At 62.1% G+C, this 14,552-nt stretch carries 12 protein-coding genes; 11 read left to right on the forward strand and 1 reads right to left on the reverse strand.

The window, feature by feature from the left end; translation table 11 throughout:
• The first annotated feature begins 169 nt into the window (after nucleotides 1-169).
• The 5 genes from AB1N67_RS01115 (at nucleotide 170) to AB1N67_RS01135 (ending at nucleotide 5,543) form a co-directional block, all read left to right on the forward strand.
• Nucleotides 170-1,267 (forward strand): polyamine ABC transporter substrate-binding protein, encoded by a 1,098-nt coding sequence (locus AB1N67_RS01115; protein ID WP_043211536.1) that lies wholly within the window; start codon nucleotides 170-172, stop codon nucleotides 1,265-1,267.
• A gap of 160 nt (nucleotides 1,268-1,427) precedes the next feature.
• Nucleotides 1,428-2,522 (forward strand): polyamine ABC transporter substrate-binding protein, encoded by a 1,095-nt coding sequence (locus AB1N67_RS01120; protein ID WP_043211534.1) that lies wholly within the window; start codon nucleotides 1,428-1,430, stop codon nucleotides 2,520-2,522.
• A gap of 71 nt (nucleotides 2,523-2,593) precedes the next feature.
• Entirely contained in the window at nucleotides 2,594-3,736 is a 1,143-nt protein-coding gene (gene potA / locus AB1N67_RS01125; protein WP_043211532.1) for a polyamine ABC transporter ATP-binding protein, read from the forward strand.
• Nucleotides 3,733-4,653 (forward strand): ABC transporter permease subunit, encoded by a 921-nt coding sequence (locus AB1N67_RS01130; RefSeq protein WP_043211531.1) that lies wholly within the window; start codon nucleotides 3,733-3,735, stop codon nucleotides 4,651-4,653. The genes potA and AB1N67_RS01130 overlap by 4 nt, the downstream gene beginning before the upstream one ends.
• Nucleotides 4,650-5,543, forward strand: coding sequence for an ABC transporter permease subunit (locus AB1N67_RS01135; RefSeq protein ID WP_043211529.1), 894 nt, complete (start codon nucleotides 4,650-4,652; stop codon nucleotides 5,541-5,543). Before AB1N67_RS01130 ends, AB1N67_RS01135 begins: the two co-directional genes overlap by 4 nt.
• A gap of 117 nt (nucleotides 5,544-5,660) precedes the next feature.
• Here AB1N67_RS01135 and AB1N67_RS01140 read toward each other — a convergent pair whose 3' ends face one another.
• Nucleotides 5,661-6,821 (reverse strand): AAA family ATPase, encoded by a 1,161-nt coding sequence (locus AB1N67_RS01140; RefSeq protein ID WP_102081403.1) that lies wholly within the window; start codon nucleotides 6,819-6,821, stop codon nucleotides 5,661-5,663.
• 147 nt (nucleotides 6,822-6,968) lie between these two features.
• Here AB1N67_RS01140 and AB1N67_RS01145 point away from each other — a divergent pair, with 147 nt between their 5' ends.
• From AB1N67_RS01145 to cysT, 6 genes are all read left to right on the forward strand, one after another.
• Entirely contained in the window at nucleotides 6,969-8,057 is a 1,089-nt protein-coding gene (locus AB1N67_RS01145) for an efflux RND transporter periplasmic adaptor subunit (protein WP_102081404.1), read from the forward strand.
• Nucleotides 8,054-9,121, forward strand: a complete 1,068-nt coding sequence (locus tag AB1N67_RS01150) for an efflux RND transporter periplasmic adaptor subunit (protein ID WP_043211525.1) — start codon at nucleotides 8,054-8,056, stop codon at nucleotides 9,119-9,121. The genes AB1N67_RS01145 and AB1N67_RS01150 overlap by 4 nt, the downstream gene beginning before the upstream one ends.
• Complete coding sequence (locus AB1N67_RS01155; RefSeq protein WP_043211523.1) at nucleotides 9,118-12,171, forward strand: efflux RND transporter permease subunit; 3,054 nt, start codon at nucleotides 9,118-9,120, stop codon at nucleotides 12,169-12,171. Before AB1N67_RS01150 ends, AB1N67_RS01155 begins: the two co-directional genes overlap by 4 nt.
• Nucleotides 12,172-12,369: 198 nt before the next feature.
• Nucleotides 12,370-12,552, forward strand: coding sequence for a sulfur starvation response protein OscA (oscA, locus tag AB1N67_RS01160; protein WP_043211521.1), 183 nt, complete (start codon nucleotides 12,370-12,372; stop codon nucleotides 12,550-12,552).
• A gap of 48 nt (nucleotides 12,553-12,600) precedes the next feature.
• A complete protein-coding gene (locus AB1N67_RS01165; RefSeq protein WP_043211519.1) occupies nucleotides 12,601-13,608 on the forward strand; it encodes a sulfate ABC transporter substrate-binding protein in 1,008 nt (335 codons plus the stop codon).
• 113 nt (nucleotides 13,609-13,721) lie between these two features.
• A complete protein-coding gene (cysT, locus tag AB1N67_RS01170; protein ID WP_043211517.1) occupies nucleotides 13,722-14,540 on the forward strand; it encodes a sulfate ABC transporter permease subunit CysT in 819 nt (272 codons plus the stop codon).
• The last annotated feature ends 12 nt before the right edge of the window (nucleotides 14,541-14,552 follow it).

Consider the following 14,552-nt stretch of genomic DNA (forward strand, 5'->3'; position numbering starts at 1 on the left):
CGGTCTGCTAGGCTGGCAAAGCGACATTAAGCGGTTACAGGGCCCTGCTTTCCTTGAAACAGCGCCTTGTAACTTGCCAGACTAGCGGCTGTTTCAGTCGCCCAGCGCTGTACCGTGGGATCTTGGCTGCTGAACAGATGGCTTGATAATAAATTCTGGAGCATTACGCATGAAGAAAATGGGCAAGACGTTGCTGGCCGCGGCCCTGATGGGTGCCATGGCTACCGCTGTTCAGGCTGACGACAAAACGCTGCACGTCTACAACTGGTCCGACTACATTGCACCGGACACCATCGCCAACTTCGAGAAGCAGACCGGCATCAAGGTCGTCTACGACGTTTTCGACAGCAACGAGACCCTGGAAGCCAAGCTGCTGGCCGGCAAATCCGGCTACGACGTGGTCGTGCCGTCGAACAACTTCCTGGCCAAGCAGATCAAGGCAGGTGTCTACCAGGAGCTCGACCGCTCGAAGCTGCCGAACTGGAAGAACCTGGACGAAGACCTGCTCAAGGCCGTGGGCGATGCCAGCGACCCGGGCAACAAGCATGCCTTCCCGTACATGTGGGGCTCGATCGGCATCGGCTACAACCCGGAGAAGGTCAAGGCCGCGCTGGGCGTGGACAAGATCGATTCTTGGGACGCCGTGTTCAAGCCTGAGAACATCGCCAAGCTCAAGAGCTGCGGCGTGAGCTTCCTGGATGCACCGACCGAAATGATCCCGGCGGCCTTGCACTACCTGGGCAAACCGTCCAACAGCACCGACAAGAAAGACCTGAAGGCCGCCGAAGAGCTGTTCCTGAGCATTCGTCCTTCGATCACCTACTTCCACTCCTCCAAGTACATCTCTGACCTGGCCAACGGCAACATCTGCGTGGCAGTCGGCTACTCGGGCGACCTGGAGCAATCCAAGGCCCGTGCCCACGAAGCCGGCGACAAGGTCAAGCTGAGCTACGTCATTCCGAAGGAAGGCGCCGGTACCTTCTACGACATGGTCGCCATTCCGAAGGATGCCGAAAACGTCGAAGCCGCCTACAAGTTCATGGACTTCCTGATGCAACCGGAAGTCATGGCTGGCATCACCAATGCCGTGCGCTTCCCGAACGGCAACAAAGCTGCGACTGCACTGGTAGACAAGGAAATCACCAGCGATCCGAGCATCTACCCGCCAGCTGACGTGAAGAAAAAGCTGTACGCGATCGCCGACCCGGGTGCCAAAGCACAGCGTGAGATCACTCGCAGCTGGACCAAGATCAAGTCGGGCAAGTAAGCCCGTCTCGAAGCCCTCTGGGCCGGGGTTTCCCGGCCCGGAAGGCGTGTAAGGCAATTTTGTTTGCGGCATCGATGCAGCAAAGGTAAGTTGCGCGCCGGTTTTGCGTGTACGGCAGCGTCGCCGTCACCCAGAGGCACTGATTGTGAGGACCATCCACTTGTCTATTTCCGTATTTCGCAAGGCCATGATGGCTGGAGCGGGTCTGACGCTGGCATTCGGCGTCCAAGCAGCGCCCACGGTGCATATCTACAACTGGTCGGACTACATTGGCCCGACGACCCTCGCCGATTTCCAGAAGGCAACCGGCATCGAGGCCAAGTACGACGTCTTCGATTCAAACGAAACCCTGGAAGGCAAGCTGCTCGCCGGTCGCACCGGCTATGACGTGGTCGTGCCGTCCAACCATTTCCTGGGCAAGCAGATCAAGGCGGGCGCCTTCCAGAAGCTCGACCGCAGCCTGCTGCCGAATTATTCCAACCTGGACCCGGCTCTGATGAAGCGCCTCGAGCGCAATGACCCGGGCAACCAGTACGCCGTGCCGTATCTGTGGGGCACCAACGGCATCGGTTACAACGTCGAGAAGGTCAAGGCGGTGCTGGGCACCGACAAGATCGACTCCTGGGCCGTGCTCTTCGAGCCCGAGAACATGAAGAAGCTCTCCCAGTGCGGCGTGGCGTTCCTGGACTCGGCCGACGAAATGCTGCCGGCCGTGCTCAACTACATGGGCCTGGACCCTAACAGCAGCAATCCCAAGGACTACCAGGCGGCCGAAAAGAAACTCCTGGCCGTGCGTCCCTACGTGACCTACTTCCATTCCTCGAAATACATCACTGACCTGGCCAATGGCGATATCTGCGTCGCCGCCGGATTCTCCGGTGATGTGTTCCAGGCCAAGGCCCGCGCCGAAGAGGCCGGCAAGGGCGTGAAACTGGCCTACGCCATTCCAAAAGAAGGCGGCAACCTCTGGTTCGATGTGCTGGCGATTCCCAAGGACGCCAGCAACGTCAAGGAGGCCCATGCCTTCATCAACTATCTGCTGAAACCTGAGGTCATCGCTCAGGTCAGCGATTATGTCGGTTACGCCAACCCGAACCCCAGGGCTGGCGACCTGATGGATCAGGCCGTGAGGACTGACGCTGCGGTCTACCCTCCGCAGGAAGTGCTGGACAAGATGTTCGTCAATGCTGAGTTGCCACCGAAGGTGCAACGTCTGATGACCCGTAGCTGGACCAAGGTCAAGTCGGGCAAGTAATCATCCAGACCCTCTACGTTCCTGCCAAAACAGGCCGTGTGGGCATAAAAATCTTGTTGGGAGTTTCACTCATGGCAGTTGCCTCCGGTGCCTATAAAAAAGCCCTCGAGGGTGGCCAGCAACCCAAGCAGGTGCTGGTCAAAATCGACCGGGTCACAAAAAAGTTCGACGAAACGGTAGCCGTGGACGATGTGTCCCTGGAAATCCGCAAGGGTGAGATCTTCGCCCTGCTGGGTGGCTCCGGCTCCGGCAAGTCCACCTTGCTGCGTATGCTTGCCGGCTTCGAGCGTCCGACCGAAGGGCGGATCTTCCTCGATGGCGTCGACATCACCGACATGCCGCCCTACGAGCGGCCGATCAACATGATGTTCCAGTCCTACGCGCTGTTCCCGCACATGACCGTGGCGCAGAACATCGCCTTCGGCCTGCAGCAGGACAAGATGCCCAAGGCCGAGATCGACGCCCGCGTGGCCGAGATGCTCAAGCTGGTGCACATGACTCAGTACGCCAAGCGCAAGCCGCACCAGCTTTCCGGCGGCCAGCGCCAGCGTGTGGCCCTGGCCCGCTCCTTGGCCAAACGCCCCAAGCTGCTGCTGCTGGACGAACCGATGGGCGCCCTGGACAAGAAACTGCGCTCGCAAATGCAACTGGAGCTGGTCGAAATCATCGAGCGGGTCGGCGTGACCTGCGTGATGGTGACCCACGACCAGGAAGAGGCCATGACCATGGCCCAACGCATCGCCATCATGCACCTGGGCTGGATCGCCCAGATCGGCAGCCCGGTGGATGTGTACGAGACCCCGACCAGCCGCCTGGTCTGCGAGTTCATCGGTAACGTCAACCTGTTCGAGGGTGAAGTGGTCGACGACGCCGAAGGCCATGCGCTGATCGCAAGCCCTGAGCTCGAACGCAATATCTACGTGGGCCACGGTGTCACCACCTCGGTCGAAGACAAGCACATCACTTATGCCCTGCGTCCGGAAAAACTCCTGGTGACCTCCGAGCAGCCGACCTGCCAGTACAACTGGTCGCGTGGCAAGGTCCATGACATCGCCTACCTGGGTGGTCATTCGGTGTTCTACGTGGAGCTGCCGAGCGGGAAAGTGGTCCAGTCCTTCGTCGCCAACGCCGAGCGCCAGGGCACCCGCCCGACCTGGGGCGATGAAGTGTACGTCTGGTGGGAAGACGACAGCGGCGTGGTATTGCGCTCATGAACATTCGCAAGCTCAAGCGAGCACTCAACAAAGTGACCCCGGAGGGCCGCCATCTGGTGATCGGCGTGCCGTTCATCTGGCTGTTCCTGTTCTTCATGCTGCCGTTCTTCATCGTCCTGAAGATCAGCTTCGCTGAAGCCGACGTGGCGATCCCGCCCTACACGGAGATCTACAGCTACGTCGAGGACAAGATCCAACTGGTGCTCAACCTGGCCAACTACGGCCTGTTGACCGAGGATGAACTGTACATCTCGGCCTATCTGGGCTCGCTGAAGATGGCCTTCTTCAGCACCCTTCTGTGCCTGCTGATCGGCTACCCGATGGCCTACGCCATCGCCAATGCCCGCAAGGAAACCCAGACGGTCCTGCTGCTGCTGATCATGATGCCGACCTGGACCGCGATCCTGATCCGCGTCTATGCCTGGATGGGCATCCTCAGCAATAACGGCCTGCTCAACAGCTTCCTGCTGTGGATCGGCTTGATCGACCAGCCGCTGCAGATCCTCAACACCAACCTGGCGGTGTACATCGGCGTGGTCTATTCGTACCTGCCGTTCATGATCCTTCCGTTGTACGCGAACCTGGTCAAGCACGACCCGAGCCTGCTCGAGGCCGCAAGCGACCTGGGTTCGAGCACCTTCAACAGCTTCTGGAAGATCACTGTGCCGCTGTCGAAGAACGGCATCATCGCCGGCTGCATGCTGGTGTTCATCCCGGTGGTGGGCGAGTTCGTGATTCCTGAACTGCTCGGCGGCCCGGAAACCCTGATGATCGGCAAGGTGCTGTGGCAGGAGTTCTTCAACAACCGTGACTGGCCGGTGGCATCCGCCCTGGCGGTGGTGATGCTGGCGATCCTGATCGTGCCCATCCTGCTGTTCAACCGCAGCCAGGCCAAAGAAATGGAGGGCAGAGCATGAAGCGCTTCGGTTTCTCCAAGCTGATGCTGGTGCTCGGCTTGCTGTTCATCTACCTGCCGATGCTGATCCTGGTGATCTACTCGTTCAACGCCTCCAAGCTTGTGACGGTCTGGGGCGGCTGGTCGGTGAAGTGGTACGTCGGCCTGCTGGACAACAGTCAGTTGATGGGCTCGGTGATGCGCTCGCTGGAGATCGCCTGCTACACCGCGATCGCCGCCGTGGCGTTGGGTACCCTGGCCGCCTTCGTGCTGACCCGGGTGACCCGTTTCAAGGGCCGTACCCTGTTCGGTGGCCTGGTAACAGCGCCTCTGGTGATGCCTGAGGTGATCACCGGTCTGTCGCTGCTGCTGCTGTTCGTGGCCATGGCGCAGATGATCGGCTGGCCGCAGGAGCGTGGCATCGTCACCATCTGGATCGCTCACACCACTTTCTGCGCAGCCTATGTGGCGGTGGTGGTGTCGGCGCGCCTGCGTGAGCTGGACCTGTCCATCGAAGAGGCTGCCATGGACCTGGGTGCCAAGCCGTGGAAGGTGTTCTTCCTGATCACCATCCCGATGATCGCGCCATCGCTGGCGGCGGGCGGCATGATGTCCTTCGCCCTGTCGCTGGATGATCTGGTACTGGCCAGTTTCGTGTCCGGTCCAGGTTCGACCACCTTGCCGATGGAAGTGTTCTCCGCTGTGCGCCTTGGCGTGAAGCCGGAAATCAACGCCGTGGCCAGCTTGATCCTGCTGTCGGTATCGCTGGTGACCTTCCTGGTGTGGTACTTCAGCCGCCAGGCCGAAGAGCGTCGTCGCAAGGCTATCCAGCAAGCCATCGAAGAGGGCGCTGCGGCGAATGTTTCGCAGCCGCAGGTCAAGCGTCCGGTTCAGGCTACCGCGTCGGTCTGATCCATCCGTGGGCCGCTTTGCGGCCCTTCGCAGGCTCCGCGAGCTCCTGCAGGTATCGCATGCGATACCTGCAGGAGCGCATCGGGGCCGCGCGAGGGCTGCGACGCATCCCCAGGCTCAATCCGGCCAGTTCCAGGCCGGTTCATCGAGCATCCCCTGCCCAGCCATCAACGTCTGCCCGAGATCTTTTTCCAGGCGGATCGAGTGACAGGCTTCGTCTTCTTCCAGCGCCGCCACCAAGCGCGGAGCATGGGAGACCACCCACACTTGGCAATGCTGCGCAGCGTGGCGGATCAAACGCGCCAAGGCCGGTAGCAGGTCCGGGTGCAAGCTGGTTTCCGGCTCGTTGAGCACCATCATGCTCGGCGGCCTGGGCGTCAGCAGGGCGGCCACCAGCAGCAGATAGCGCAGGGTGCCGTCGGACAGTTCCGCGGCGCTCAACGGGCGCAGCAGCCCGGCTTGGTGAAAACGCAGGCTGAACAAGCCCCCGGGCTGCGCATCGACTTTCAGATGAGCCCCAGGGAAAGCGTCGCCGATGGCCTGCTGCAAGGCGCCGAAGTCACCGATTTCATCGATGGTCTGCAAGGCAGCGGCCAGGTCGCGGCCATCGTGGTGCAGCACGGGGGTGCGGGTGCCCAGGCGTGGCTGGCGTGCCGGTGCCTCGGCGTCGGTGCGAAAGTGATCGTAGAAGCGCCAACTGCGGATGCGTTCGCGCAGGCGCAGGACTTCCGGCGAATCCTGCAGGCTGCCGACGTGGTCGAACAGGCTGTCGAATTCGGTCATGTGCTGGTTGCGCACCTGCCACTGGCGCGTCTGGCGTGCCTTGACCATGGCCGCGCTACGCTCAACCAGCAGACTGGCAGGGCGGCACACCGGGCCAGCCCAGATCGCCTCGTGCTTGATCTGCGGGTCGAGGGCGAACTTCGACCGGCTCGGCTCGGGCAATCCGAGGCTGATGGCGTAACCGAAATCGTCGTCGGCAAACCCCAGGCGCAGACGTTTGACATGTTGACGCGGCCCACCCTGCACGGGCACGTCGCCCTGGCGCATGCGCCGGCTGATCGTCTCGGGGCCGGCCCAGAACGTCGACTCCAGGCCGCCCTCGGCGGCCAGGGCGTTGACTACCCCGCCACGGGCCGTCTCGGCCAGCAGGCGCAGGGCTTTGTAGAGGTTGGACTTGCCGCTGCCATTGGCGCCGGTGATCACGTTCAACCGGCCCAGGGGGATGACCAGCTGGTTGATCGAGCGGTAGTTGGCAATGGCCAGGGTGTTGAGCATGGGCCTTTTCCTTGTCCTGTGAAGCGGCAGTATCCCCGATTCTGCGTGCAGAAGTTTTGATGGATCTGAGTCAGTGCCAGTTGTCCGTGCCTGATCTACGCTTTCACTCGCGTCCCTCAATCCAATTGGCACAAGCAAGGAGCCTGCATGACGTTAGCGCGTCCGCTGATGGTCGTTTGCCTGGGGCTGCTGTCCATGCTGTCGGGCTGTAGCAAGGAAGAGTCGAAAGCTGAACTCCCCAGGGTGGGTGTAATCCAGGTCAAACCTACCGATTTTGCCGCCAGGGTGACCCTGACCGGCGATGTCCAGGCGCGGGTTCAGACCGACCTGTCGTTCAGGGTCGGCGGCAAGATCATTTCCCGTAGCGTGGATGTAGGCGATCACGTCAAAGCCAACCAGGTGTTGGCGCGCCTGGACCCCAAGGATCTGCAGAACAACGTCGATTCGGCCAAGGCCGAAGTATTCGCCGCCCAGGCGCGTGTCACCCAGACCAGCGCGGCCTTCGTGCGTCAGCAAAAGCTACTGCCCAAGGGCTACACCAGCCAGAGCGAGTACGACTCCGCCCAGGCGTCGCTGCGCAGCGACCAGAGTGCGCTCAAGGCTGCCCAGGCGCAGTTGGCCGATGCCCAGGAGCAGTTGAGTTATACCGCGCTGGTATCAGAGGCCGACGGGGTCATCACCGAGCGTCAGGCCGAAGTCGGCCAGGTGGTGCAGGCGACCATGCCGATCTTCAGCCTCGCCCGCGACGGCGACCGCGATGCGGTGTTCAACGTGTATGAGTCCCTGCTGGTGGCGCCGCCGAGCGATGCAGGCGTCATTGTCAGTCTGCTGGACGATCCCAAGATCCAGGCGCAAGGGTTTGTCCGGGAAATCACGCCGACCGTCTCCGCGCAGAGTGGCACGGTGCAGGTCAAGGTAGGGCTGCGCAACGTACCTCCCGGTATGCAGCTGGGCGCGCCGGTCACCGCCACCACCAATGCCCAGGGGCGGCCGAGTGTCGAGCTGCCCTGGTCGGCCTTGACCAAAGCGTTGCACGAGCCGGCGGTCTGGGTGGTGGGCGAGGGGGACAAGGTCGAATTGCGCAAGGTCGAGGTCACACGTTACCTGACCGGCAAGATCGTGGTCGCCAGCGGCCTGAAAAGTGGTGAAACCGTCGTGGTCAGTGGTGGGCAATTGCTGCACCCGAACATGCAGGTGCACAAGGTCGACGCCAAGGACGGGGGAGAGGCGCCATGAAGCGCGTGCTGCTTGTGTTGCCGGCCAGCCTACTGCTGGCCGCCTGTTCCAGCGAGGAGCAAGCACCCGAGCCGATCCGGCCGGTGTTGTCGATGACCGTCGAACCCCAGGTACAGTCGCAGCTGGGGCGCTTTGCGGGCAGTATCCAGGCCCGCTTCGAAAGCACGCTGGGGTTTCGTGTGTCCGGGCGTATCGCCCGGCGCTGGCTGGACGTCGGCGCCCAGGTAAAGCCCGGCGATACCCTGGCCACCCTCGATCCGACCGATCAGCAGAACCAACTGCGCGCTGCCGAAGGCGACCTGGCCAAGGTGCAAGCGCAGTGGATCAACGCCCAGGCCGATGCACGACGGCAACAGCAACTATTTGATCGAGGCGTTGGCGCCCAGGCGCAATTGGACATCGCCCAGACCAACCTCAAGACCACAGGCGCTGCACTGGAACAAGCCCGTTCGGCAGTGAGTCAGGCCCGTGACCAGCTCGACTACAGCACCCTGCGCAGCGACCACGCCGCCGTCATCACCGCCTGGCAGGCCGAGGCCGGGCAGACGGTGACGGCCGGGCAGGCCGTGGTCACGCTGGCCCGTCCGGACGTCAAGGAAGCGGTGATCGATCTGCCTATCGGTCTGGCCGAGCAACTGAACAAAGGCCTGACGTTCACCGTCGCCTCGCAACTGGACCCCACCATCAACACCACCGCTACCTTGCGCGAGCTGGAGCCCCAGGCCGATGCCACGACGCGAACCCGTCGTGCGCGGCTGACCCTGGCCAGCACGCCGGCCGCCTTCCACCTGGGCACTGCCATCAGCGTGACGTTGAGCTCCGCGGTTTCGCCGCGCAGCCAGCTGCCGCTGAGCGCCTTGCTCGAACGCGACGGCAAGACCCAGGTGTGGGTGATCGACCCGAAACAGAAGACCGTGGCCATCCGTGACGTAGCCCTGATCGAGCGCACGCAGGACAGCATCGTCCTGACGTCCGGCGTTCAGCCAGGCGAGCGGGTGGTCACAGCCGGCGTGAACAGCCTCAAGCCGGGCCAGAAGGTCGCATTCGATGAGGACGCGCAATGAAAGGAAGCTTCAACCTGTCCGAGTGGGCGCTCAGGCACCAATCGTTCGTCTGGTACCTGATGTTCGTCGGGCTGCTGATGGGGATTTTTTCGTATTTCAACCTAGGACGTGAGGAAGACCCGTCCTTCACCATCAAGACCATGGTGATCCAGACCCGCTGGCCAGGGGCGACCCAGGACGAGACGCTGTATCAGGTCACCGACCGCATCGAAAAGAAGCTCGAGGAGCTCGACTCGCTCGATTACACCAAGAGCTATACCCGCCCTGGTGAATCCACTGTCTATGTCTACCTGCGCGACACCACCAAGGCCAAGGACATCCCGGAAATCTGGTACCAGGTGCGCAAGAAGATCCAGGATATCCGCGGCCAGTTCCCCTCGGGCATCCAGGGCCCTGCCTTCAACGACGAATTCGGCGATGTGTTCGGTTCGATCTATGCCTTTACAGCCGATGGCCTGACCTTGCGCCAGCTGCGCGACTACGTGGAAGTGGCGCGGGCCGAAGTGCGCGATGTGCCCAACATCGGCAAGATCGAGCTGATCGGCACCCAGGACGAAGTGCTCTACCTGAACTTCTCCACCCGCAAGCTGGCGGCCCTGGGCATCGACCAGCGCCAGGTGATGCAGGCTTTGCAATCGCAGAACGCGGTCACCCCGGCGGGCGTGATCGAAGCGGGCCCCGAGCGCATCTCAGTGCGTACGACCGGGCAATTCGCCTCGGAAAAGGACCTGCAGACCGTCAACCTGCGGATCAACGACCGCTTCTTCCGCCTCGCGGATATCGCCGATATCGAACGTGGCTATGTCGATCCACCTTCGCCAATGTTCCGTTACAACGGCCAGACGGCCATCGGCCTTGCGATCGGCATGAAGGCCGGTGGCAACATCCAAGTGTTTGGCGCCGCGCTGAAGAAGAAGATGGACAGCGTCGTCGCCGACCTGCCGGTGGGCGTGGGCGTGCACACCGTGTCCGACCAGGCCGTGGTGGTCAAGCAGGCGGTGGGCGGCTTCACCAGTGCGCTGTTCGAGGCGGTGGTGATCGTGCTGGGGGTGAGCTTCGTCAGCCTGGGCGTGCGCGCAGGTCTGGTGGTGGCGTGCTCGATCCCGTTGGTGCTGGCCATGGTGTTCGTGTTCATGGAGTACAGCGGCATCACCATGCAGCGGATCTCCCTCGGAGCGCTGATCATCGCCCTGGGCCTGCTGGTGGATGATGCGATGATCACGGTGGAGGTCATGGTCACGCGGCTGGAGATGGGCGAAAGCAAGGAGCAGGCGGCGACATTCGCCTACACCTCCACAGCCTTCCCCATGCTTACCGGCACGCTGGTGACCGTGGCCGGTTTCGTGCCGATCGGGCTCAACGCCAGCTCTGCGGGTGAATACACCTACACCTTGTTCGCCGTCATCGCGGTGGCGTTGCTGGTGTCGTGGGTGGTGGCGGTGTTCTTCGCGCCTGTGCTGGGCGTGCATATCCTGAGCAGCAGCAAGCTCAAGGCCCATGAGGCCGAGCCTGGCCGCGTGGGACGGGCGTTCGAGCACAGCCTGCTGTGGTGCATGCGTCATCGCTGGCTGACCATCATCGGCACGGTGTTGCTGTTTGTCCTGGCGCTGATCTGCGAGCGCTTCGTGCAGAACCAGTTCTTCCCTTCGTCCGACCGCCCCGAGATCCTGGTTGACCTGAACCTGCCCCAGAACGCGTCGATCGAGGAAACCCGCAAGGTCGTCGACCGGTTCGAGGCCAGGATCAAGGACGACCCGGACCTGGTGCGCTGGAGCACCTACATCGGCCAGGGGGCGATTCGCTTCTACCTACCGCTGGATGCTCAATTGCAGAACCCCTACTACGCGCAGCTGGTAATCGTCAGCAAGGGCTTCGAAGAGCGCCAGGGCATGATGAAGCGCCTGGAGAAGATCCTGCGCGAAGAGTTCGTGGGCATCGGTACCAACGTCCAGTCGCTGGAAATGGGCCCGCCGGTGGGACGTCCGATCCAGTACCGGGTCAGTGGCAAGGACATCGACCAGGTGCGCAAGCATGCAATCGAGCTTGCCACCCTGCTCGACGCCAACGAGCACATCGGCGAGATGATCTACGACTGGAACGAGCCCGGTAAGGTGCTGCGCGTGGAGATCGCCCAGGACAAGGCGCGCCAGTTGGGGCTGTCGTCCGAGGACGTAGCCAACGTGATGAACAGCATCGTCAGCGGCACGCCGATCACCCAGGTCAACGACAACATCTACCTGATCAACGTGGTCGCCCGTGCCGAAGACAGCGAGCGTGGCTCGCCCGATACTCTGCAGAACCTGCAGATCCTCACCCCCAACGGCACCTCGATCCCGCTGCTGGCCTTCGCCACCGTGCGCTACGAGCTGGAACAGCCCCTGGTATGGCGCCGCGACCGCAAGCCAACCATTACCATCAAGGCCTCGGTCAACGGCGACATCCAGCCTACCGACCTGGTGGCCCAGCTCAAGCCTGAAATCGACCAGTTCATCGACAAGCTGCCGGTCGGCTATGAAGTGGCCACCGGCGGTACGGTGGAAGAAAGCGCCAAAGCCCAAGGGCCGATCCGCAAGGTCATTCCGCTGATGCTGTTCCTCATGGCGACCTTCCTGATGATCCAGCTGCACAGCGTGCAGAAGCTGTTCCTGGTGGTCAGCGTGGCGCCACTGGGGCTGATCGGCGTGGTGCTGGCGCTGGTGCCCACCGGCACGCCCATGGGCTTCGTGGCCATTCTCGGTATCCTGGCCCTGGCCGGCATCATCATCCGCAACTCGGTAATCCTGGTGACTCAGATCGACGAATTCGAGGCGCAAGGGTTCTCGCCCTGGGATGCCGTCGTGGAGGCGACCAACCACCGCCGCCGACCGATCCTGCTGACCGCGGCGGCGGCGAGCCTTGGCATGATCCCGATCGCTCGGGAAGTGTTCTGGGGGCCGATGGCCTACGCGATGATCGGCGGCATCATCAGTGCAACGCTGCTGACGCTGTTGTTCCTGCCGGCGCTCTATGTGGCCTGGTACAAGATCCGCGAGCCGCAGACACAACGTTAGGGCACGCAACGGGTCTGTGGGAGCGGGTAGATCCGCTCCCACAGACCCGTTGCCACCTTCGAAATCGGCGCGGAATTTTAGTTATATAAAAATTCTTAAACAGTATTTTTCAGAATAAATACACGTCTCTAAGATTGCCCTCAAGCCAGGCGCAATCACCTTCCTCTGCCCGGCACTTCATACCCAAGGAGAACGAGCATGAGTGCATCTGTGCGTAGCATCGACGGTCAGGACGAAACCACCATTCTGCGTGAAATCCAGAGCGCGCTGCGCGATCTGCGCTTCGGTGCGGTGGAGATCACCGTGCACAACGCCCAGGTCGTGCAGATCGAGCGCAAGGAAAAATTCCGCCTCCAGCAGCCAGGCAACAAGTCCGGCTGATACCGCCCCCTCTAACAAACTAGAAAAATGCCAATCGGGAGCTTCACCATGTCCATCCGCCGTTATGCGCTTGCCGCTCTGGCCAGTGCCGTTTTTGCCGGTTCCGCGATCGCCAAGGACTACGAACTGCTGAACGTGTCCTACGACCCGACCCGCGAGCTGTACCAGCAGTACAACGCCGAGTTCATCAAGCACTGGCAGGCCGCTCATCCCGGCGACAAGGTGAAGATCCAGCAATCCCATGGCGGCTCGGGCAAGCAGGCCCGTGCGGTGATCGATGGCCTGCGCGCGGACGTGGTGACCCTGGCCCTGGCCGGCGACATCGATGAAGTGGCCAAGCTCGGCAAGAGCCTGCCGCAGGACTGGCAGAAACGCCTGCCTGAGGCCAGCACGCCCTACACGTCCACCATCGTGTTCCTGGTGCGCAAGGGTAACCCCAAGGGCATCAAGGACTGGGGCGACCTGATCAAGAAGGACGTCTCGGTCATCACCCCCAATCCCAAGACCTCCGGCGGCGCCCGCTGGAACTTCCTCGCCGCCTGGGCCTATGGCCTGAAGACCGGCGGCAGCGAAGACAAAGCCAAGGCGTACGTGCAAGAGCTGTTCAAGCACGTGCCGGTGCTCGATACCGGCGCCCGTGGCTCGACCATCACCTTCGTCAACAACGGCCAGGGCGATGTGCTGCTGGCGTGGGAGAACGAAGCGTTCCTGGCCCTGAAGGAAGACGGCGGCAGCGACAAGTTCGAGATCGTCGTGCCGTCCCTGTCGATCCTCGCCGAGCCACCGGTAGCCGTGGTCGACAAGAACGCCGAGAAGAAAGGCAACACCGAGATCGCCACCGAGTACCTCAAGCACCTGTACAGCCCGGCCGGCCAGAAGATTGCCGCCGAGAACTTCTACCGCCCGCGTGACGAAAAGGTCGCTGCCGAGTTCGGCAAGCAGTTCCCGAAACTGGAGCTGGTGACCATCGACAAGGACTTCGGTGGCTGGAAAACTGCACAGCCCAAGTTCTTTAACGATGGTGGTGTGTTCGATCAGATTTATCAGGCACAGTGATCGGCCATGAAAACTTGCGGGGCCGCGGTGAGGCCCCGAAAAGCAACACCCTTCAGTAGCCTGCACCAGCCCGGGATCACGCCCGGGCTTCGTGCGTTCAACCAGGGAACTTTATGTCACGTCGTATTTCCCCCGTCATACCCGGCTTCGGGCTGACACTGGGCTACACCTTGGTGTATCTCAGCCTGATTGTGCTCATACCGCTGGCCGCCATGTTCGTGCATGCCGCGCAGCTCACCTGGGAACAGTTCTGGAGTATCGTCAGCGCTCCGCGGGTTCTGGCCGCGCTCAAGCTGAGCTTCGGCACCGCCCTGTTCGCCGCCCTCATCAATGGTGTGATCGGCACCCTGCTGGCCTGGGTGCTGGTGCGCTACAGCTTTCCCGGTCGCAAGATCATCGATGCGATGATCGACCTGCCGTTCGCTTTGCCCACCGCTGTGGCGGGTATCGCCTTGACCGCCTTGTATGCGCCGGCCGGCTGGGTTGGGCAGTTCGCGACCGACCTGGGCTTCAAGATCGCCTACACCCCACTGGGCATTACCCTGGCGCTGACCTTCGTCACCCTGCCGTTCGTGGTGCGCACGGTGCAGCCGGTGCTGGCCGATATTCCGCGTGAAGTCGAAGAGGCCGCTGCCTGCCTGGGTGCCAAGCCGCTGCAGGTGTTCCGCCACGTGTTGGCCCCGGCGTTGCTGCCGGCCTGGCTGACCGGCTTCGCCCTGGCGTTCGCCCGGGGCGTAGGCGAGTATGGTTCGGTGATCTTCATCGCCGGCAACATGCCGATGAAGACCGAGATCTTGCCGTTGCTGATCATGGTCAAGCTCGACCAGTACGATTACACCGGTGCCACCGCCATTGGCGTGCTGATGCTGGTGGTTTCCTTCATCCTGCTGCTGCTGATCAACCTGTTGCAGCGGCGCATCGAAACCCCTTGAAGGAGGCCCGGT

Source organism: Pseudomonas guariconensis, assembly GCF_040822035.1.
GTDB lineage: Bacteria > Pseudomonadota > Gammaproteobacteria > Pseudomonadales > Pseudomonadaceae > Aquipseudomonas > Aquipseudomonas guariconensis.